This is a genomic window from Actinoallomurus soli, assembly GCF_024055715.1.
GTDB classification, from domain to species: domain Bacteria; phylum Actinomycetota; class Actinomycetes; order Streptosporangiales; family Streptosporangiaceae; genus Actinoallomurus; species Actinoallomurus soli.
In genome coordinates this window covers 357,151-375,849 of the sequence record NZ_JAMXMV010000002.1, presented here as the reverse complement: position 1 = coordinate 375,849, position 18,699 = coordinate 357,151, and the positions used below count along the sequence as shown (strand labels likewise).

General features: G+C 71.1%; 20 protein-coding genes and 1 tRNA gene. 11 read left to right on the top strand and 10 right to left on the bottom strand.

The features are described 5' to 3' along the window. Window positions 1-23: 23 nt before the first annotated feature. Window positions 24-563: a DUF5753 domain-containing protein gene (locus tag NDW01_RS42740; protein ID WP_256511162.1), complete on the bottom strand. Its 540-nt coding sequence runs from the start codon at window positions 561-563 to the stop codon at window positions 24-26. On the opposite strand from NDW01_RS42740, the gene rpmF reads away from it, so the two are divergent. Beyond that, window positions 562-744, top strand: coding sequence for a 50S ribosomal protein L32 (gene rpmF, locus NDW01_RS07785; RefSeq protein WP_252818184.1), 183 nt, complete (start codon window positions 562-564; stop codon window positions 742-744). The genes NDW01_RS42740 and rpmF overlap by 2 nt on opposite strands. 64 nt (window positions 745-808) lie before the next feature. Here rpmF and NDW01_RS07780 read toward each other — a convergent pair whose 3' ends face one another. The 6 genes from NDW01_RS07780 to NDW01_RS07755 all read right to left on the bottom strand — a co-directional run bounded on the left by NDW01_RS07780 (window position 809) and on the right by NDW01_RS07755 (window position 5,566). Next, window positions 809-1,195, bottom strand: coding sequence for an SCO5389 family protein (locus tag NDW01_RS07780; protein ID WP_252818182.1), 387 nt, complete (start codon window positions 1,193-1,195; stop codon window positions 809-811). 73 nt (window positions 1,196-1,268) lie between these two features. Next, entirely contained in the window at window positions 1,269-2,093 is an 825-nt protein-coding gene (locus tag NDW01_RS07775) for a metal ABC transporter permease (RefSeq protein WP_252818180.1), read from the bottom strand. After that, entirely contained in the window at window positions 2,090-2,965 is an 876-nt protein-coding gene (locus tag NDW01_RS07770) for a metal ABC transporter permease (RefSeq protein ID WP_252818177.1), read from the bottom strand. The genes NDW01_RS07775 and NDW01_RS07770 overlap by 4 nt, the downstream gene beginning before the upstream one ends. Next, complete coding sequence (locus NDW01_RS07765; RefSeq protein WP_252818175.1) at window positions 2,962-3,831, bottom strand: metal ABC transporter permease; 870 nt, start codon at window positions 3,829-3,831, stop codon at window positions 2,962-2,964. The genes NDW01_RS07770 and NDW01_RS07765 overlap by 4 nt, the downstream gene beginning before the upstream one ends. 2 nt (window positions 3,832-3,833) lie before the next feature. After that, a complete protein-coding gene (locus tag NDW01_RS07760; RefSeq protein WP_252818172.1) occupies window positions 3,834-4,613 on the bottom strand; it encodes a metal ABC transporter ATP-binding protein in 780 nt (259 codons plus the stop codon). A gap of 2 nt (window positions 4,614-4,615) precedes the next feature. Beyond that, entirely contained in the window at window positions 4,616-5,566 is a 951-nt protein-coding gene (locus NDW01_RS07755; RefSeq protein ID WP_252818170.1) for a metal ABC transporter substrate-binding protein, read from the bottom strand. A gap of 100 nt (window positions 5,567-5,666) precedes the next feature. On the opposite strand from NDW01_RS07755, the gene NDW01_RS07750 reads away from it, so the two are divergent. From NDW01_RS07750 to NDW01_RS07735, 4 genes are all read left to right on the top strand, one after another. Beyond that, a complete protein-coding gene (locus NDW01_RS07750; protein WP_252818167.1) occupies window positions 5,667-6,146 on the top strand; it encodes a Fur family transcriptional regulator in 480 nt (159 codons plus the stop codon). Window positions 6,147-6,198: 52 nt separating this feature from the next. Then, complete coding sequence (locus NDW01_RS07745) at window positions 6,199-6,651, top strand: Fur family transcriptional regulator (protein ID WP_252818165.1); 453 nt, start codon at window positions 6,199-6,201, stop codon at window positions 6,649-6,651. A gap of 147 nt (window positions 6,652-6,798) precedes the next feature. Further along, window positions 6,799-7,776: an ATP-binding protein gene (locus NDW01_RS07740; RefSeq protein ID WP_252818162.1), complete on the top strand. Its 978-nt coding sequence runs from the start codon at window positions 6,799-6,801 to the stop codon at window positions 7,774-7,776. Between the two features lie 30 nt (window positions 7,777-7,806). Continuing rightward, the gene (locus NDW01_RS07735; protein ID WP_252818159.1) at window positions 7,807-8,115 is read left to right on the top strand and encodes a hypothetical protein; all 309 of its coding nucleotides are present in this window, start codon (window positions 7,807-7,809) and stop codon (window positions 8,113-8,115) included. Window positions 8,116-8,320: 205 nt separating this feature from the next. Here NDW01_RS07735 and NDW01_RS07730 read toward each other — a convergent pair whose 3' ends face one another. Next, window positions 8,321-8,605 (bottom strand): hypothetical protein, encoded by a 285-nt coding sequence (locus NDW01_RS07730; protein WP_252818157.1) that lies wholly within the window; start codon window positions 8,603-8,605, stop codon window positions 8,321-8,323. Between the two features lie 82 nt (window positions 8,606-8,687). On the opposite strand from NDW01_RS07730, the gene NDW01_RS07725 reads away from it, so the two are divergent. Next, window positions 8,688-9,746, top strand: a complete 1,059-nt coding sequence (locus NDW01_RS07725) for an LLM class flavin-dependent oxidoreductase (RefSeq protein ID WP_252818154.1) — start codon at window positions 8,688-8,690, stop codon at window positions 9,744-9,746. 34 nt (window positions 9,747-9,780) lie between these two features. Further along, entirely contained in the window at window positions 9,781-10,569 is a 789-nt protein-coding gene (locus tag NDW01_RS07720; RefSeq protein ID WP_252818151.1) for a polysaccharide deacetylase family protein, read from the top strand. A 391-nt stretch (window positions 10,570-10,960) separates the two neighbouring features. Here the strand turns inward: NDW01_RS07720 and NDW01_RS07715 are convergent. After that, window positions 10,961-11,046: transfer RNA gene (locus tag NDW01_RS07715), tRNA-Leu, on the bottom strand. A gap of 227 nt (window positions 11,047-11,273) precedes the next feature. Here NDW01_RS07715 and NDW01_RS07710 point away from each other — a divergent pair. From NDW01_RS07710 to NDW01_RS07700, 3 genes are all read left to right on the top strand, one after another. Beyond that, on the top strand, window positions 11,274-12,581 hold the full coding sequence (locus NDW01_RS07710; RefSeq protein WP_252818148.1) for a M20/M25/M40 family metallo-hydrolase: 1,308 nt from the start codon (window positions 11,274-11,276) through the stop codon (window positions 12,579-12,581). Window positions 12,582-12,686: 105 nt separating this feature from the next. Next, window positions 12,687-13,451: a hypothetical protein gene (locus NDW01_RS07705; RefSeq protein ID WP_252818146.1), complete on the top strand. Its 765-nt coding sequence runs from the start codon at window positions 12,687-12,689 to the stop codon at window positions 13,449-13,451. Window positions 13,452-13,591: 140 nt separating this feature from the next. Beyond that, window positions 13,592-15,310, top strand: coding sequence for a chaplin family protein (locus tag NDW01_RS07700; RefSeq protein WP_252818144.1), 1,719 nt, complete (start codon window positions 13,592-13,594; stop codon window positions 15,308-15,310). A gap of 406 nt (window positions 15,311-15,716) precedes the next feature. On the opposite strand, the gene NDW01_RS07695 is transcribed toward NDW01_RS07700, so the two are convergent. Next, window positions 15,717-15,902: a DUF5703 family protein gene (locus tag NDW01_RS07695; protein ID WP_252782122.1), complete on the bottom strand. Its 186-nt coding sequence runs from the start codon at window positions 15,900-15,902 to the stop codon at window positions 15,717-15,719. Window positions 15,903-16,049: 147 nt separating this feature from the next. On the opposite strand from NDW01_RS07695, the gene topA reads away from it, so the two are divergent. Continuing rightward, window positions 16,050-18,683, top strand: a complete 2,634-nt coding sequence (gene topA / locus NDW01_RS07690) for a type I DNA topoisomerase (protein WP_252818142.1) — start codon at window positions 16,050-16,052, stop codon at window positions 18,681-18,683. Window positions 18,684-18,699 lie beyond the last annotated feature (16 nt).

The window sequence follows — 18,699 nt, the reverse complement described above, 5'->3', positions numbered from 1 at the left end:
CCGCCGCCGGGCGTCCTCATGGGCTACGCGTCGTCCCCCGCGCCCACGCCCTCGGACACCACGGCCAGCTCAACGCCGATGAGCTGCCCTGTATCGGGGCCCTCGACGTAAGCGACATCGGGGCGGTCATCGAACGACATGACCGTGAACAGGCTCACGAGTCCGGCGTACGCCGCCGTCGTCGATGGCACGACCTGGACGATGACGTTCGGACGCTGCGCGATTTCTTCGAGCCGCCTGAGCTGCTCCGTGAACGCCTTCGTTCCGCCGATCGGCCTTCGGACGGCCGCCTCATCGCAAACGAGCAGAATTCGGGGAGGGTCCTTCCGCTCCAGGGTCTGCTGCCTCTGCAGCCGCTGTACGACCATTTCGTCGACGTGTTCGGCGTAGGGGCCGGTCTCGGCTCCGCCTGGGTCCAGCCGCGCCGGCTTCTTGACGCCCGGACCTTCCGTCCATAGAGGTGTCGATCTGGACGTCGGCCGACTCGATCCTCGGCTCGGCGGCCGACGCGCCGCCCGCCGCCTCTCCTGACGCCCCTCAACCCCGTGAAAGGAAACGCTCATGGCCGTGCCCAAACGGCGTACATCCCGGGCGAACACCCGATCCCGGCGTTCCCAGTGGAAGGCCCGGCGGCCCGACCTGGTCCCCATCGTCATCGACGGGCGACGTCATCTCGTCCCCCGCCGGCTCATACGCGTCTACGCCACCGGCGTCCTCACGCCCGAGGACGACGCGCGCCGGTGATCGATCTCTGAGGACGTGTCATGGGACGGGCCGCCCGCCGTTCGGCGGGCGGCCCGTCGTGGTCTCAGCAGTCGACGAGTTCGGGCTTCTGGTTGAGGATCTGGGCGCGAGGAGTGATGAACTGCCGGTAGGCGCGGTCGGCGCCGGGGCGGAAGACGGCGACGCGGTGGCAGTTCTGGAACGCCAGCCGCACGCCGAAGTGGTTCTCCAGGGCGCCGCGCATGGCGTCGCTGGCCATCATCCGCAGGAGCTGGCCGCGGGCGGTCTCGTCGGGCGGCGGCGTCTGGTTGTCGGCGAACTCGCCCCCGTTGTCCCGCAGCTGGTCGACGAGGCCGGTGACGACCTGCCAGCCGTAGGGCAGGGACGTGCGGATGCAGTCGACGAACGCGGCGTCGTCGACGTCGCCGCGCTGGGCGTCCTGGAGGAGTTCGGGGGACACGGTCAGCGACATGGGTTCTCCTGTCGGATCGATGGGTCGCCTGGACGGTAGATCGGGTGGATGGTCGGGTCAGGTAGCGGTGGCGTCACAGACCTGTGGCCGGTCTGTGAAGTCGGGTCTGTCGTGCGCGGCCGGCGAGGGTGGTGGTGGCCGCGACGATGAACAGGGCACCGCAGATGACGGCGGTGCCGGCGGCGGTCGCGACGCGGTAGTGCAGGGACAGGGCCAGCCCGGCAGCGCCGGCGGCCGCGCCGAGCAGGCCGCCGATGAGCGTGGCGGGGATGATGCGGCGGGTCCACAGCAGGGCCGAGGCGGCGGGGCCGACCAGCAGCGCCAGGGGGAGCGTCGCGCCGACGGCCGGTACGGCGGTCACCACGGTCACCGCGAGAAGGGCCAGCAGGCCGCCGTCGATGAGCCGGGTGGGGTACCCGAGCGCCCGCGTCACGGCGGGGTCGAATGCGGCGAGCACCAGTTCCTTGTGCGCGAGCGTGAGCGTGCCGGTGACGAGGACGGCGGTGATCGCCGCCACGGTGATGTCGCCGGTTCCGGCGGTGAGGGGAGATCCGACGAGGGCGGCGCTCAGGTCCTTGCCGAAGCCCGGCCGGGTCGAGATCAGCACGACGCCGAGCGCGAGCGCGCCGCTGATCATGACACCGGAGCGCTGGTGATGCGGTCGGGATGCGACGCCGCCGCGGCCCATCACCGCCACCGCGCCCATCGCCGCGATCCCGGCACCGATCGTGATGTCGGTTCCCGTGACGGCGGCCGTGACGACGCCGAGGAAGGTGACGTGGCCGAGGGTCTCGGTGAAGAACGCCAGGCGCCGCAGCACGACCTGGACGCCGAGGACGCCGCAGATCCCTCCGGTCAGGAGGAGTTCGGCCAGCGCCCGCTCGGTGAGTGCGCTCATCCGACCTCCTCGAGGTGCGACGGCCCGGTGACGGCCGAAGCGGGCCGATCCGCCGCCTGCCGGCGGCCTCGTCGTGAGCCGGTGATGGCGGTCCAGGTCGTGGTCGCCGCCAAGGACAGCGCGAAGAGGGTTCCGGTGACGACGGTGATGGTGCCTCCGGTGGCGACGTCGTACCGGGTGGAGATCAGGACACCGGCCAGCCCGCTGCCGATGCCCGCGGCCACGGCGATGGCGGTCATCGCGGTGACGTTGTGAGTCCACAGGCGGGCGATGGCGGCCGGGGCGACGAGTACGGCGACGGCGAGGATCGCGCCGACGGCGGGGACGGCGACGATGATGACGGCCTCGACGGTGAGCAGGAGTGCCATGTCGATGACGGTCGGCCGGTATCCGGCGGCGGCGTAGCCGCCGGGGTCGAACGCCCGGAACGTGAGCTGCCGGCCCGCGACGGACAGGAGCGCCAGGACGATGACGCCGACCACCGCGACGGCGGTCAGGTCGCCGGGGCCGACGGTGAGGATCTGCCCGACCGTGTAGGCGGTCAGGTCCTTGGAGAACCCGTCGCGCGCCGACAGCAGGACGACGCCGAGCGCGAACCCGGCCGACAGCACGATCCCGATCGCCGTGGTCGTGCCCTGCTCCGGGCGGCGGGACAGGGCCAGGACGCCCAGCACGACGAGCACGCCGAACAGCCCGCCGCCGGCGTACAGGTCGGCTCCGGCGATGGCGGCCAGCACGACGCCCGGAAAGGTCGCGTGTGTCATGGCGAGGGTGAAGAACGGCAGCCGCCGCAGCAGGATCTGCACGCTGATCAGGCCGCCGACCGTGCCGAGGAGCACGGCTTCGAGGAACGCGCGGTCGACGGCGGTCATGCCGCTCTCCGTACCGGGCGCGGTCGTCGCCGGATCACCGCGGCCGCCGCGAGCGCGACCAGGTGGCCGGCGATGAGGACGAGGACGACGGTGCCGCCGGAGGCCAGCCGCAGCCCGTGGTGGATGGAGGCGTCGTAGCTGACGGCGAGTCCGGCCCAGCCGGCGAAAGCGCCGAGGACGGCGGCGATCGGAACGATGAGCGCGAGCCGGTCCGACACCACGCGGGCCGCGGCGGCGGGCACGATGAGCAGCGCGATGACCAGGACGGTTCCGACGGCGCGTACGGAGGCGACGACGACCAGGGCGACGACCGTGTTGGTGGCGAGGTCGAGCAGACCGATCCGGTATCCGCTCGCCCGGGCGCCCTCCGGGTCGAACGACCGGGCGAGCAACGGCCGTCGCAGGATCACCATCATGGCGATGACCAGGGCGGTCACGGCGAGGGTCTGGGTCAGCTGGGCGGGGGTGACCGTGAGGATCCGGCCGAACAGGAACGCCGTCAGGTCCGCCGTGTAGCCGGATTCCCGTGAGACGAGGACGACGCCGACGGCGAAGAAGGTGGTCAGCAGGACCGCGAGCGCGGCGTCTTCGGTGACGGCGCGGTGGCGGGTGAGCAGGGTCAGCAGGACCGCGGTCGCGGCGCCGGCGATGAGTGCGCCCCAGAAGATGCCCCCTTCACCGCTCAGCAGGTAGCCGATGACGACGCCGGGGAAGACGGTGTGGGTGAGGGCGTCGGTCATGAAGGCCAGGCGGCGCAGGAGGATCAGCACCCCGACGGTCCCGGCCAGCGCCCCGAGGATCATCAGCTCGGCGAGCGCCCGGGCCATGAAGGGGAACCGGAACGGTTCGATGAAGATCTGGTACATGGCTAGGAGTGGGCGACGATGACGCGGTCGCCGCGCAGTTCGAGGGCGTGTCCGCCGTAGGTGGCGCGGAGCCGGTCGGGGGTGAGCGTGGCCTGGGTGGGGCCGAAGCCGTACTGCCGGCGGTTGAGCAGGCAGACCTCCTCACAGGCCAGGTGGGCCAGCGCCAGGTCGTGGGTGGAGACCACCACCGCGGCGCCGTCCTGCTTCAACAGCGCGATGGCGTCCAGCAGGGCCTGCTCGCTGACGGCGTCGACGCCGTTGAACGGCTCGTCGAGCAGCAGCAGTCGGGGTTCGGCGGCGATGGCGCGGGCCAGCAACACGCGCTGGCGCTGCCCGCCCGACAGAGTGCCGAACCGGTGGCGGGCGCGGTCGGCCAGGCCGACCTGCTCCAGGGCCCGGCGGGCGGCCTCCTTGTCGGCGGCCTTCGCCCGGCGCAGCCACCCGATCCGCCGATAGCGGCCCATCAGCACGACCTGCCCGACCGAGATCGGGAACTCCGGATCGAGGGTGTCGGCCTGGGGCACGTACGCGACGTCGCGCCGCGCCGCGGCCGGGGACCGGCCGAGGACGCTGATCCGTCCTCCGGCGAGCGGGACCAGGCCGAGGATCGCCTTGATCAGGGTGGACTTGCCGGCGCCGTTCGGGCCGATCAGGGCGACGGCCTCGCCGGGGGCGACCATGCCGTCGATGTTCTCCAGGGCGAGGGCCGGGCCGTACGCGACGGTGACCTCGTCAAGGTCCAGCGCCGGGGGCGGGACCTGCGGTTCAGGGGTCGTCTCCATGCTCAGCCCTTCAGTGCGGTGACGATGGTGGTGGTGTTGTGCCGCTCCATGTCGAGGTAGGTGGCGCCGGCCGAGCCGGCGGGTCCGAGCGTGTCGCCGTACAGGGAGTCCTCGCCGGCCTCGACCTTCACGCCGGCCTGCTTCCCGATCGCCTCGGCGGTCTTGGGCGGCAGTGAGGACTCGGAGAAGATCGCCTTGACCCCGGTCGACTTCATCTTGGAGATCAGGGAGTTGAGCTGCTTGCCGGACAGCTCGGCGGAGGTGTCGAAGCTCGGGATGATCGAGCCGACGAACGTCAGGTGGTAGCGGTCGATGTAGTAGCCGAACGCGTCGTGGTTGGTGACGAGCTTGCGCTGGTCCGCCGGCAGGGTGTCGATCTGCTGGGTGATCCAGGAGTCCAGCTGGTCGAGCTTGGTGGTGTAGGAGGTGAGGTTCGCCTCGTAGGCCGCCTTGTCGGCGGAGTCCTTGGCCTCGAACGCCGTCGCGATGTTGCGGCTCATGATCTCGGCGTTCTTCGGGTTGTGCCAGATGTGGGGGTCGCCGGCGGCCTCCTCGTCGGACCCGTTGCCCTTGCGGACGGCCACGCCCTTGCTCGTGTCGACCAACGTGCCGTGGAAGCCGGCGGACTTGATCGTCTGGTCCAGCCACCTCTCCAGGCCGACGCCGTTCTCCACGACCACGTCGGCCTGCGCGATGGCCTGGATGTCGGCGGGGGAGGGCTCGTAGTCGTGCGGGTCGACGTTCGGCTTGAGGATCTGGGACACCTTGACCTTGTCGCCGCCGACGTTGCGGGCGAAGTCGGCGACCTGCGTGGTCGTGGCGACCACGTTCAGCTTCTTGCCGCCGCTCGCCGAGGCTCCGGCGTCTTTCGCGGAACTCGAGCCGCAGGCCGCGGCGGCGAGCAGGCAGCCCGCGACGACCGGGAGGGCCGGCCGGGGGGATCGGGTGCGCAACGTGTCTCCTCGGAGGGTGTCATGCGAATGAAAACCGGTCCCATGTTCGTTCTTAACGGTAATGGTTGTCAATATCGGCGGATATCCGTACGCTCGGCGCATGCGCTCCCACCCCGCCACCGCCGGCCGTTCCGGCGGTGGAGGCGTCGATGAGCCGTCCGCACGGCTCCGCGCCGCAGGACTGTCGCCGACCCGGCGCAGACGTCAGGTGCTGGAAGCGCTCGACGGCCGGCGGCGCCCGATCGGCGCGCACGAGCTGTACGTCGAACTCGCCGGCCAGGGGCATCGGGTCGGGATGTCGACGGTCTACCGGACGCTGGCGGCTCTCGCCGACGCCGGGCTCCTGCACGTCTTCATCCGCGACGGTGAGACCCGGTACCGGCCGTGCGCTCCCGGCCGTCACTACCACTTGGTGTGCCGCCGCTGCGGCGACGTCCAGGAGCACCCGGCCGCCGACGACGGCGCCTGGCTGGACGCCATCGCGGCCGAGGCCGACTTCGAACCCGACCCGCGCCAGGCGGAGGTGTACGGCGTCTGCGGCTCGTGCCTGCGAACCGGGCCTGACGGCCTCGGAGGTTGATACGGTCGAAAGGCGACCGATGACCAGACCTCGACCGGCCGGAGCACCGACCATGACCTCGCACTCGACCGCCCGACCCGCGCAGCGGACCGCCGCCACCGGCCGGGGGACACGCGTGCGGGGCACGCGGCAGGCCGAGGCGTTGAGCCACGTCCTGGCGGACCTGCCGGGATTCAGCAGCGCTCAGGACATCCACGCCGAGTTGCGCCGCCGGGGCGAGCGCGTCGGACTGACCACGGTCTACCGTCATCTCCAGGTTCTCAGCGAGGACGGCGCCGTCGACACCCTGCGCGATGAGACCGGCGAGACGCTCTACCGCCGCTGCGAGACCAGCGCCCACCATCATCACGTCACCTGCCGATCGTGCGGGCGCAGCGTCGAGGTCGAAGGACGTGCGGTCGAGCGCTGGGCCGAACGCGTCGCGACCGAGGCGGGCTTCACCGACGTCGACCACACCGTGGAGATCTTCGGCCTGTGCCCCGACTGTGCGCGCGAGCGCAGCTGACTTACCGGGAAGCCACTGAAAACCGTTTTCGATACCGATAAGCTCTCCGTGCGCGCCAGGGCGCTGCGTCAGTGATATCGATATAACATTCGGTGCGCATCTGTTCACTCTGTGTCACTATCGCTGGCACGAGTACGAGAGGGATCCATGAAGATCGCGTTCGTCGGTAAGGGCGGAAGCGGCAAGACGACGCTGTCATCGCTGTTCGTCCGGTATCTGGCGGCTTCCGGTGCTCCGGTGGTGGCCGTCGACGCCGATATCAACCAGCATCTGGGGGTGGCGCTCGGGCTGGAAGAGTTCGAGGCCGCCGCGATCCCGGCGATGGGGGAGCGCCTGCCCGAGATCAAGGAGTACCTGCGTGGCGCCAATCCGCGGATCTCCTCCGCCGCGGCGATGGTCAAGACCACCCCACCCGGCCACGGCTCCCGGCTCCTGCGCATCGGTGGTGACGATCCGATCCACGAAGGTCTGACGGTGGAGGCGTCCGGGGCCCGGCTCATGGTCACCGGCCCGTTCACCGACGACGACCTCGGCGTGGCGTGCTACCACTCCAAGACCGGCGCGGTCGAGCTCTACCTGAACCATCTGGTGGACGGGCCCGGGGAGTACGTCGTCGTCGACTGCACGGCCGGGGCCGAATCATTCGCGTCCGGCATGTTCACCCGGTTCGACCTGACGTTCCTGGTCGCCGAGCCCACCCGTAAGGGGGTGAGCGTCTACCGGCAGTGGACCGACTACGCCGCCGACTACGACGTGGCCCTCAAGGTCATCGGCAACAAGGTCCACGGCCCCGAGGACGTCGCCTTCCTGCGCGAGCAGGTCGGTGACGCGTTGCTCGGCTGCGTGGGGGACTCCAGCGCCGTCCGCGCGATGGAACAGGGCCGGCCCTTCACCCTGACCGACCTCGCCGACCCCGACCGGCGGATGCTCGCCGCGATGCGAGAGGCGGTCGACGCCCGCCCGAAGGACTGGCCGAAGTTCACCCGCCAGGCGATCGAGTTCCATCTCAAGAACGCCGACGCCTGGGCGAACGCGGCGACCGGTGAGGATCTGAAGGCTCAGATCGACCCGGGATTCGTCCTCGGCCACGAGGCCATGACGGCGGCGCTGCCGGCCGTCCGCTGACGGCGGGCACAGGGCCGGAGGTCCGGCACGATGCCGAGCGCGCCCAGGTGGCGCGCCACTGAGGCGGCATGGGAGGAGGAGGCGGAGCTCCCGCCCGCCGAGTGGGGCCGGCGACCGCCGATGGCCGCAGGGCCCCGCGCGGTGCTCGGGGCCGTCGCGGTGGCCGGTGTGCTGGTGGCGGGCCGAGTGCTGGCCGCCCCGCACCTGCGCGAGGCCAGGGTGCAGGGGTGGGCGACGGTCTTCGTGGCGATCTGCGTGCAGGCGTTGCCGTTCCTGGCCCGCAAGCCGGACCTGCTCTGGCGGCGTTGTCCGCAGACGGCCCTGCGCGGATCTCGCTGACCGAGTTCACCGCCCGTGCGCCGGTGTGGGCGAGCATCGACGACATCGCCTTCCCCTGAGCTCACCGCCACCGGCCTGGAGCACATCGCCCGACCCGCCGACCCCTACGAATGACGCGGTGATCCCCGCGTGCCGTACGGGCGTCCGCGCAGTCGGAACTCTTGACCGGGGTCGCCAACGGGAAAGGAGGGGACCGAGGGGGTAACTACTGATGACAGCGATGACAGAACACCGACAGCACACCGGCCACGCCCATGCGCACGGGCAGGGATGCGGGCATGTCGCCGTGCCGCACGGCGACCATGTCGACTATGCCCACGACGGGCATCTGCACCGGCCGCACGGCGACCATGTCGACGAATGCGAACCCACCGGCCATGTCCAGCATGGCGACCATCCACATCGGCACGGTGAGGACTGTGGCCACGTGAGCGTGCCGCACGGCGATCACGTCGACTATGTCCATGATGGATGCCGGCATGCCGCCCACGGAGATCATTGGGACGAGCACTGACCCTCGCACATCCCCGCTGAGGGGCCTTGAGCCTGCCGATTTCCGGCAGAGTATGGGCATGCGGGTGGGGGTGTTCTTGCTGGCGGCGCGGTTCCCCGGTCAGAGCGACGGCGAGGTGCTGACCGCCACGGTCGAGGCGGCGGTCGCCGCGGAGCGGGCAGGGTTCGACGACGTGTGGTTCGCCGAGCACCACTTCATGTCGTACGGGATCTGCCCATCTGCGGTCACGCTCGCGTCCTACGTCCTGGGCCGTACGGAACGGATCGCGGTGGGGACGGCGGTGAGCGTGCTGTCCACCGCACACCCGGTCGCGCTGGCCGAGCAGACCTCGCTGTTGGACCAGGTGTCCGGAGGGCGATTCCGGCTCGGTGTCGGGCGAGGCGGCCCGTGGGTGGACCTGGAGGTGTTCGGGACCGGGCTCGCGCGGTACGAGTCCGGTTTCGCCGAGAGTCTCGATCTGCTGCTCGCCGGACTGACCCGTCCCCGGCTTTCGGCGGCCGGGCCGACCTTCGCGTTCCGAGAGGTCCCGATGGTGCCGCGCCCGCGCACCCGCCCGTCTCCGCCGGTCGTGGTCGCCTGCACCTCGGCCGCCACCGCCGCGCTGGCCGCCGAGCGGGGCCTGCCGATGCTCCTCGGGATGCACGTCGACGACGAGGGCAGGCGGCGGATGGTCGACGCGTACACCGCCGCGTCCGGGAGCGCACACGCGGAGCATGTGGCCGCCGTCATGGCCTACGTCGCCGACACCCGGGCCGAGGCCCAGGGAATGCTGCGTGCGGAGCTGCCACGCTGGCTGCGGCCGGGGCTGTCCGGGTACGTGCCGGTCGACGACCGGCCCTACACCCCGCGCGACGCGGACGCGTACGCCGATCTGCTGTGCCGCATCCACCCGGTCGGCACCGCCGAGGACTGCGTGCAGACCATGGCGGCGACGGTCGAGCGCACCGGCGTCCGCCACCTGATGCTCATGGTGGAGGGCGCCGGATCCCCGCGCCGGACCCAGGAGAACATCGCCCGGCTCGGCGCCGAGGTCCTCCCTCACCTCCGCGCCCGTTTCAGAGGCCGAGACCGCGGACCAGGATCCGAACTTCTCGAAGATCCCCAGAGTCCTAGCTGATGGATCGACGGTCATATCGGCGGATGGGATCACTATGAGGAAGCTGGACCGGCGTCAGGCGCTGTGGACGTTCGGTGCCGCCGGCGCCGGCCTCGTGGCGGGCGCGGTGCCGGAATTCCTCCGTGGCACCGGTGCGCCGAAGGCGGCACGCCACGTACGCAGGCCGGCCCCCACCTCCCGGCCCGATCCCGGCTATGCCCACGGGCGGCCGTTGCAGGCGCTGCGCCGGCCGATCCACAGCCTGCACGATCTCCAACCGGCGGCGCCGCCCAACGCGGTGGCGCTGACCATCGACGACGGCCCGCATCCGGAGTGGACACCGATGATGCTGGACCTGCTGGCCGAACTGGAGGTTCCGGCGACGTTCTCGCTCATCGGCGTGCAGGTCACCGAATACCCGCGGCTGGTCCGGCGGATCGTCGCGGCCGGGCATCAGGTGTCCGACCACACGGTGACGCACCCGCTGAACCTCCCCGAGCTCGCGGACACCCGGGTCCGTGCGGAGATCGGCGGTGGCCATGATCGGATCGCCCAGATCTCCGGAGTCGCGCCGAAGTTCTTCCGTTCTCCGGGCGGCGCCTGGTCACAGCGGATCATCGACGTCGCCGCCGAGCAGTCCATGATCTGCATCGACTGGCAGGTCGACCCGCGTGACTGGGCCCGCCCCGGCACCACGACGATCACAGACCGGCTGCTGCGCGCCCAGGCGGGCGACATCCTGCTCTGCCACGACGGCGGCGGCGACCGTTCGGAGACGATCCGAGCGCTGCGGACGGTCATCCCCGCCCTGAAACAACGCGGCCTCACCTTCGTCGCCCTCTGACGGTGACGATGTGGATGAGCGCCTCCCGCCCGGGCTCGGGTCACGGTGCGTCGTGAACTCGCGGTGTCGCCGCACGCTCAGGGCCAGGGCGTCGGGCCGCAGTCGCGGGAGCGCCCGACCGCGCTGGACGGGGGCCTGCTCGCCGCCACCCCACGACAGTCAGCATGCCGGTTGGCGTGGTCGTGAGCACATTCGGCCAGGACACCGCTGATCGCGATGACTGCTGAGGGTCCCGTCCGACGTGTAACGGATCCAGAGGCAACGCAAGCGGGGGGGTACGAGGGGCGGAGCCCCCTGCCCCGGGGGTCCGGGGGTCGCCCCCCGGGGGAAATGACGAAGGGCCAGCGGGGAGGAAGCGAAGCTTCCGACCACACTGGCCCCAGGACCGAAGTGTCCGAGGGGGGACTTGAACCCCCATGCCCCGTGAAGGGCACTAGCACCTCAAGCTAGCGCGTCTGCCTATTCCGCCACCCGGACTGGTGCGCCTACGCGGCTGTCCGCGTCGGCTGCCACAGATTAGCAAATCCCTGGTGATGGCGCGAAGTCGGTTTCGGCGGGGTGGGTCCGGAGGCCATCGGGCCAGGGCTGGGGGAGGATGGGGGTGCCGGAACAACCCGGGTGTAACGAGCCGAGACGCCGGTCAGGGGCGACCCGCAGGGGCGGGATGGCCCGCCGGCTCGGCGCCGTGTCTGCGAGGAGGCAACGTGAGCAATCCTTCGGCGGAGGACGAGGTCGTCCAGCTGTGCAGTGACCTCATCCGCATCGACACCTCGAATCCGGGTGATCACAGCGGACCGGGGGAGCGGGTGGCGGCGGAGTACGTCGCGGAGAAGCTCGCCGAGGTCGGCCTCGAGCCGAAGATCTACGAGTCGCACGCGAAGCGGTCGAGCGTGGTCGTACGGATCGAGGGGACCGATCCGCAGCGGGACGCGCTGTTGATCCACGGGCACCTCGACGTCGTTCCGGCGCGCAAGGAGGACTGGACGCGCGACCCGTTCGGCGGGGAGGTCGCCGACGACTGCGTGTGGGGGCGCGGCGCGGTCGACATGAAGGACATGGACGCGATGGTCCTCGCGACGATCCGGGAGCGGCTGCGCCAGGGCCGGCGGCCGGAGCGCGACGTCGTCCTGGCCTTCCTCGCGGACGAGGAGGCGGGCGGCAAGTGGGGCGCGCACTGGCTGGTCGACAACCATCCGGAGCTGTTCGAGGGGTGCACGGAGGCGATCGGGGAGGTCGGCGGGTTCAGTCTGACCCTGCCGAACGACGACCGTCTGTACCTGATCGAGACGGCGGAGAAGGGCCTGGCCTGGATGCGGCTGATCGCCGAGGGCACGGCGGGGCACGGGTCGATGGTGCACCCGGACAACGCGGTGACGGCGCTGGCGGCGGCGGTGGGCCGGCTGGGGGAGCACCGGTTCCCGGTGCGGCTGACGAAGACGGTGCGGGCGTTCCTCGAGGAGGTCTGCGACGCGACGGGTGTGGAGTTCGATCCGGACGACATCGAGAAGACCGTGGAAGAGCTCGGTCCCCTGTCCCGGATGATCGGCGCAACCCTCAGGAACACCCTTAATCCGACTGTTCTGGACGCAGGCTACAAAGCCAACGTAATTCCACAAACCGCCACCGCTCAGGTCGATGGACGATTCCTTCCGGGGTACGAGGAGGAGTTCTTCGCGACCGTCGACGAACTGCTCGGCGAGCACGTACGGCGGGAGTTCGTCCACCACGACATCGCGGTCGAGACGGAGTTCGACGGGCCGCTGGTCGAGGCGATGGCCTCGGCGCTGAAGGCGCACGATCCGCACGCGCGGCCGGTGCCGTACTGCCTGTCGGGCGGCACCGACGCGAAGTCGTTCGCCACTCTGGGCATTCGCTGCTTCGGTTTCGCGCCGCTCAAACTGCCGAAGAATCTGGACTTTTCCGGAATGTTCCACGGCATCGACGAGCGCGTTCCCGTCGAGGGACTTCGCTTCGGCGTGCGGGTTCTCGACCATTTTCTTGATCACGCCTGAGAATTCTCGGCGATTGTCGATTCAATGCGCTCCGTGGTGATAGCGTGACTCACCGTACGGAACGCCTTTGCGTTCCGCGCGGTGGGTCGATGCCGAGGAGGGCGCGTGGTTCCCAGGTGGTCGCGGTCACGGAGGTGCACCTCCGCCGCCCCGCGTCGCCCTGGTCTCCGCGCACTCGCCCGGCGCCTGCACGGTCTCCTCGCACGGCCGGCCACCCGGCGCCTGCTGACCATGGCGGGCATCGCGGTCGCCGGCTGGATGTTCGGAGCCACCGGGCAGGCACACGCCGACACCGTTCCGGGCGCACGCCTTCCCAGCGTCGTCGCGCACGCGGGCTCGCAGGTCACCAGGCTTCCCGGTGACCTGCCGCCGCTGCGCGCCGCCGTACCGGCCGTGCACGTTCCCCGGACGGCCCTTCGGCACTCTCACCCGCCGTTGATCCCCGTCTCGCCGGCACCTGCGGCGGGCGGATCGGCCGGAGCCGTACGGCCCGGCACGTCGGAGGTCACGGCGGATCCTTCTCGGGCACCGCGGCACTCCGGTCACGGCCATCGCGTCGCGGCCGGTCGCGGGCCGGTGACGAGCACCGGTCCGGTCGCCGCAACGGGGGCGTCCGAGAAGGTCTCCGTCGATCACGCGACCCGTTCCCGGGTCCCCGCGCCGGTCATGCCACGCATGCCGCAGCAGTTGCCGCATCGGGCACAGGCGCTCCTTCCGTCCATCGGCGACGGCGTCACTCAGACGGGGCTATGGCGTGCCCCCGGGTTCGGGGCGGCCTCGGGCCGCTCGCGCGCGTCCGCTCTGATCGTGCGGACGGTCCCCCCGGCCGTCCGCACCGCGGCGGACGAGCCCTCCTTCTCACCTGACTAGGCCCCCACCGCGGCCCGGCCCCCGCCGGGCCGTCGAGGCGTGCCCGCATGCCCGCGGCCACGCCGTGCATCCCCCCAGGGACGTTCTCCGACTCCTGCGAGACGTACCCCCCAACCCCCCTGTATCAAAGGAGTTCCTCTATGCCTACGTGGGCGAAGAGCACCGCGCGTGCCACGCTGCTCACCGCGAGCTTCGTCGCGCTCGGTGCCGGTCCGGCCCTCGCGGACGTCACCGACGGCTCGGGCAGCGTGCTCGGCGGCAACCAGGTCAAGGCGCCCGTCTCGGCCCCCGTCAACGTCAGCGGCAACGCCGTGGCGGTCATCGGCCACGCGCTCGCCGGCTCCACCGGCGGCGCGTCCGTGCACCGCGGCGGCGGCGCCGGTGGCGGCCGGCAGTCGACCTCCGGCCGGCACAGCATCGGCGGCGGCAACCAGGTCGACGCCCCCATCACCGCGCCGGTGAACGTCTGCGGCAACGCCGTCGCCGTCATCGGCCGTTCCGCGGCCGGGTGCGAGGGCGGCGCCTCCGTCTCCGGCGGCCACCACGGCGGTCACGGGAGCGGCCACCGCGGGCGCACGACCGGAGCGGGCTCGGTGCTCGGCGGCAACCAGGTCAACATCCCGATCAGCGCGCCGATCAACATCTGCGGCAACTCGGTGGCCGTGATCGGCGACGCCCTCGCCGGGTGCAAGGGCGGCGCCGCGGTCAAGTCCGGTGGCCACGGTCACGGCCGCGGCGGCGCGGGGTCGACCTCCGGCCGGCACAGCATCGGCGGCGGCAACCAGGTCACCGCCCCGATCACCGCCCCGATCAACGTCTGCGGGAACGCCGTCGGCAACGCCCTCGCCGGGTGCGCGGGCGGCGCGTCGGTGACCGGCCACGGGACCACCACCGGCGGGGGCCGCACCAACGGCCGGCACAGCATCCTCGGCGGCAACCAGGTCACCGCTCCCATCACCGCGCCGGTCGACATCTGCGGCAACGCGGTCGCCGTCATCGGCGGCGCGGCCGCCGGATGCGCGGGCGTGATCCCCCCGGTGCACGGTGGCTCCGCCTCCGGCGGCCGTACGAACGGCCGGCACAGCATCGGCGGCGGCAACCAGGTCACCGCCCCCATCACTGCGCCGATCAACGCCTGCGGCAACGCGGTCGCCGTCATCGGCCACGCACTGGCCGGCTGCGTCGGCGGCTCCTCCGTCTCCGGCGGCCACGGGGGCCACGGCGGCCACGGCGGGCACGGCGGGCACCACTGCGTCTCCCCGCAGCACGCCATGGCGGCCCGGACCATGAGCGCGCCCGCGTCCGCGGCGATCCCCGGCGCGCCGCGGCCGCCGGCGCCCGTCCCGGTCCCGCCGCTCCCGCCCGTCCCGCCGGTCTCGGTGCCGCCGCTCCCGCAGAACGCCGCCCTCGCCGCGTACGACGGTCCGGCCGCCCCCGCCGACGCGATCCCGGCGCTGCCGGGCACGACGCTGCCCGGCACCACCGGGCTCGGCGACGTGGTGAACGTCCCGCAGTCCGGCTCGGGCACCTCCGAGACGGCCGCCGGAACGAAGCGGACGGACGCTCCCGTCGGTTCGGGAGTCGCCGACACGGTCCCGGGCGCGCGGGCGCTGCCCAACCTGCCGAACACCCCGATCACCCGGTCGGTCCCGGCCGCGGCCGCGGTGCTGCCTCTCCCCGCGCGGCAGGGTCTGCCGCCGGTGGGCGAGCCGGTGAAGGGGATCCCCGCGATGCGTACGGTCGCGGTCCAGGAGCCGGCCCAGGCGCAGCGCGGAGCGGTGGCCGCACTGGCCCTCGCGGCGCTGCTCGCGGCCTCCTCCGGCGTCGTCGCGATGGTCCGCCGGTTCCGCGACCGCTGACGCGGGACTCGCAGGCTCTCTTCGGCGCCCGCACGGCCGCCGAAGAGACCCTGCGACCCGCGCGGACCGAGGGGTCGGCGCGGACCGGGTGGGCCGACGCGATCTCGCGGAGGTCCTGACGGCTCGCGTGGCCTGACGGCTCGCGTGGCCTGACGGCTCGCGTGGCCTGACGGCTCGCGTGGCCTGACGGCTCGCGTGGCCCCAGGGAACGCGTCCGTGACCGCTGACGCGACCGTGTGACCGCTGACGTGGTCGGCGGTCACGGACGTCCGGGTTCGTCTGCCCGGGGTTGACTTCGAGCCGACGGCAAAGCCCGGTAAATGGAAAAGTTTGGACCAAGGTGTGCCCTGCGTTCACGCGTGGGGCACATTGCTGTAGCGTCGAGGAGGTCGAGTAGTGGCCGCCTCTACAAGGTTCGCGTAGCGCGGATGACCTTGCGGCGGAGCTGGATTCGGCGGCGCCCGTCGGGGTACACCCGCACGCGGACGAGTTCCCACCCGCCATGTTCGGCGTGCTCGACCATCACCTGCCTCGCGGCGTCCCGTGTCGTGCCGCGTGGTAGATGCAGTACTAGGTAGGAGTACTCCAACATTGGCCTTATTCTGCTCCGTCTAGGGTCCTCACGGGGAGCGGGTGATCCTCTTCCGCGGATCCGGTCTGCCGACGTCCCAGGTCGACCGGCTTCGGGGTGGCACTTGACGACTCCCGCCGCAGTCGAGATTTGTGAGGTTCAAGCACCGTGCCCGACAGCAACGGCACAACGAGGTCCAGCCGCAACCGCCTGGTGATCGTCGAGTCGCCCGCCAAGGCCAAGACGATCGCGGGTTATCTCGGCCGTGGCTACGTCGTGGAGTCCAGTATCGGCCACATCCGTGATTTGCCGGAGAAAGCCGCTGATATTCCCTCGAAGTACAAGGGTGAAATCTGGGCTCGCCTTGGCGTGAACGTCGACCACGGCTTCGAACCGCTGTACGTCGTCAACGCCGACAAGAAGCAGCAGGTCGCCAAGCTCAAGAAGCTGCTGCAGGAGGCCGACGAGCTCTACCTCGCGACGGATGAGGACCGCGAGGGCGAGGCCATCGCCTGGCACCTGCGCGAGGTTTTGAAGCCGAAGGTGCCCGTGCGCCGGATGGTGTTCCACGAGATCACCAAGGACGCCATCCGTGCCGCCGCGGAGAGCCCCCGCGAGCTGAACCTCAAGCTCGTCGACGCACAGGAGACCCGGCGCATCCTCGACCGGTTGTACGGCTACGAGGTCAGCCCGGTCCTGTGGAAGAAGGTCATGCCGAAGCTGTCGGCGGGCCGGGTGCAGAGCGTCGCGACCCGCCTCGTCGTCGAGCGCGAGCGTGAGCGCATCGCGTTCGTCCCGGCGCACTACTGGGACCTGTCGGCCACCTTCGACACCGGTAAGCCGGAAGAACCCTCTGCCTTCGCGGCCACCCTCGTCTCCCTCGACGGCAAGCGCGTCGCGCAGGGCCGTGACTTCACCGCGCAGGGCACGCTGAAGAGCAAGGACGTCCTGCACCTCGACGAGGCCGCCGCACGGGGTCTCGCCGAGCGCCTGCGCGACCGGCCGTACGCCGTCACGTCCGTGGAGCGCAAGCCGTACCGCCGCAGCCCGTACGCCCCGTTCCGTACGACGACGCTGCAGCAGGAGGCCAGCCGCAAGCTGGGCTTCTCGGCGAAGTACACGATGCAGATCGCGCAGCGGCTGTACGAGAACGGTTTCATCACCTACATGCGTACCGACAGCATCACGCTGTCGGAGATCGCCATCAACGCCGCGCGGCAGCAGGCGAAGGCGCTGTACGGCGCCGACTACATCCCCGACAAGCCGCGCGTGTACCAGAGCAAGGTGAAGAACGCCCAGGAGGCGCACGAGGCGATCCGCCCGGCCGGCGAGACCTTCCGCACGCCCGGTGAGACGGGCCTGTCCGGCGACCAGTTCAAGCTGTACGAGCTGATCTGGAAGCGCACGGTCGCCAGCCAGATGAAGGACGCCACCGGGCAGTCGGTGTCGGTGCGCGTCGGCGGCGAGTCCACGACCGGCGAGCGGGCCGAGTTCGGCGCCTCCGGAAAGATCATCACCTTCTACGGCTTCCTCAAGGCGTACGTCGAGGGCGCGGACGACCCGTCGTCGGACCGCGACGACCAGGAGCGCCGCCTGCCGCAGCTGGAGGAGGACGACCCGCTGACCGCGACCGAGCTCGGCGCCGAGGGTCACTCGACCCGGCCGCCGGCCCGGTACACCGAGGCGAGCCTGGTCAAGGAGCTGGAAGATCGAGAGATCGGCCGGCCGTCCACGTACGCCAGCATCATCGGGACGATCCTGGATCGCGGGTACGTCTTCAAGAAGGGCACCGCGCTGGTGCCGTCCTTCCTGGCGTTCGCCGTCGTGAACCTGATGGAGAAGCACTTCGGCGAGCTCGTCGACTACGACTTCACCGCGCGCATGGAGGACGGGCTGGACGCCATCTCGCGTGGCGAGGCCGAGCGGGTCCGGTGGCTGCAGCGGTTCTACTTCGGCGAGGACCGGACCGGTCTCAAGGAGCTCGTCAGCCACCTCGACGAGATCGACGCCAAGGAGGTCAGCTCCTTCCCGCTTCCCGACAGCGACATCGTGGTCCGGGTCGGGCGCTACGGACCGTACCTCGACCGCGACGGCCAGCGGGTGAACATCCCCGAGGACATCGCGCCCGACGAGCTGACGAAGGAGAAGGCCGAGGAGCTGTTCGCGCAGCCGAGCGGCGAGCGCGAGCTGGGCGTCGACCCGGAGAGCGGCCACCCGATCGTGGTGAAGACCGGCCGGTTCGGCCCGTTCGTCACCGAGATCCTCCCGGATGACGCTCCAAAGAGCGCCAAGCCGCGTACGGCGTCGCTGTTCAAGACCATGTCGCCGGAGACCGTGACGTTCGAGGACGCGCTCAAGCTCCTGTCGCTGCCCCGCGTCGTCGGCGAGCTGGACGGCGAGCCGGTCACCGCGCAGAACGGCCGGTTCGGCCCGTACCTGAAGAAGGGCACCGACAGCCGGTCGCTGCAGAGCGAGGACCAGCTCTTCACGGTCACCATCGAGGAGGCCAAGGAGATCTTCGCGCAGCCGAAGCAGCGCGGGCGCGGCCGGGCCGCCGCCGCGCCGCCGCTGCGCGAGCTGGGCGACGACCCGGGGACCGGCAGCAAGATCGTCATCAAGGAAGGGCGCTTCGGCCCGTACGTGACGGACGGCGAGACCAACGCCAGCCTGCGCAAGGGCGACGAGATCGAGTCGATCACCATGCAGCGGGCGCTCGAACTGCTCGCCGAGCGCCGCGAGAAGGTCGCCGCGGGCGGCGGGAAGAAGCCCGCCAAGCGGCGTACCGCGAAGTCTCGGTCCTGACGCTCTCAGGTGGATA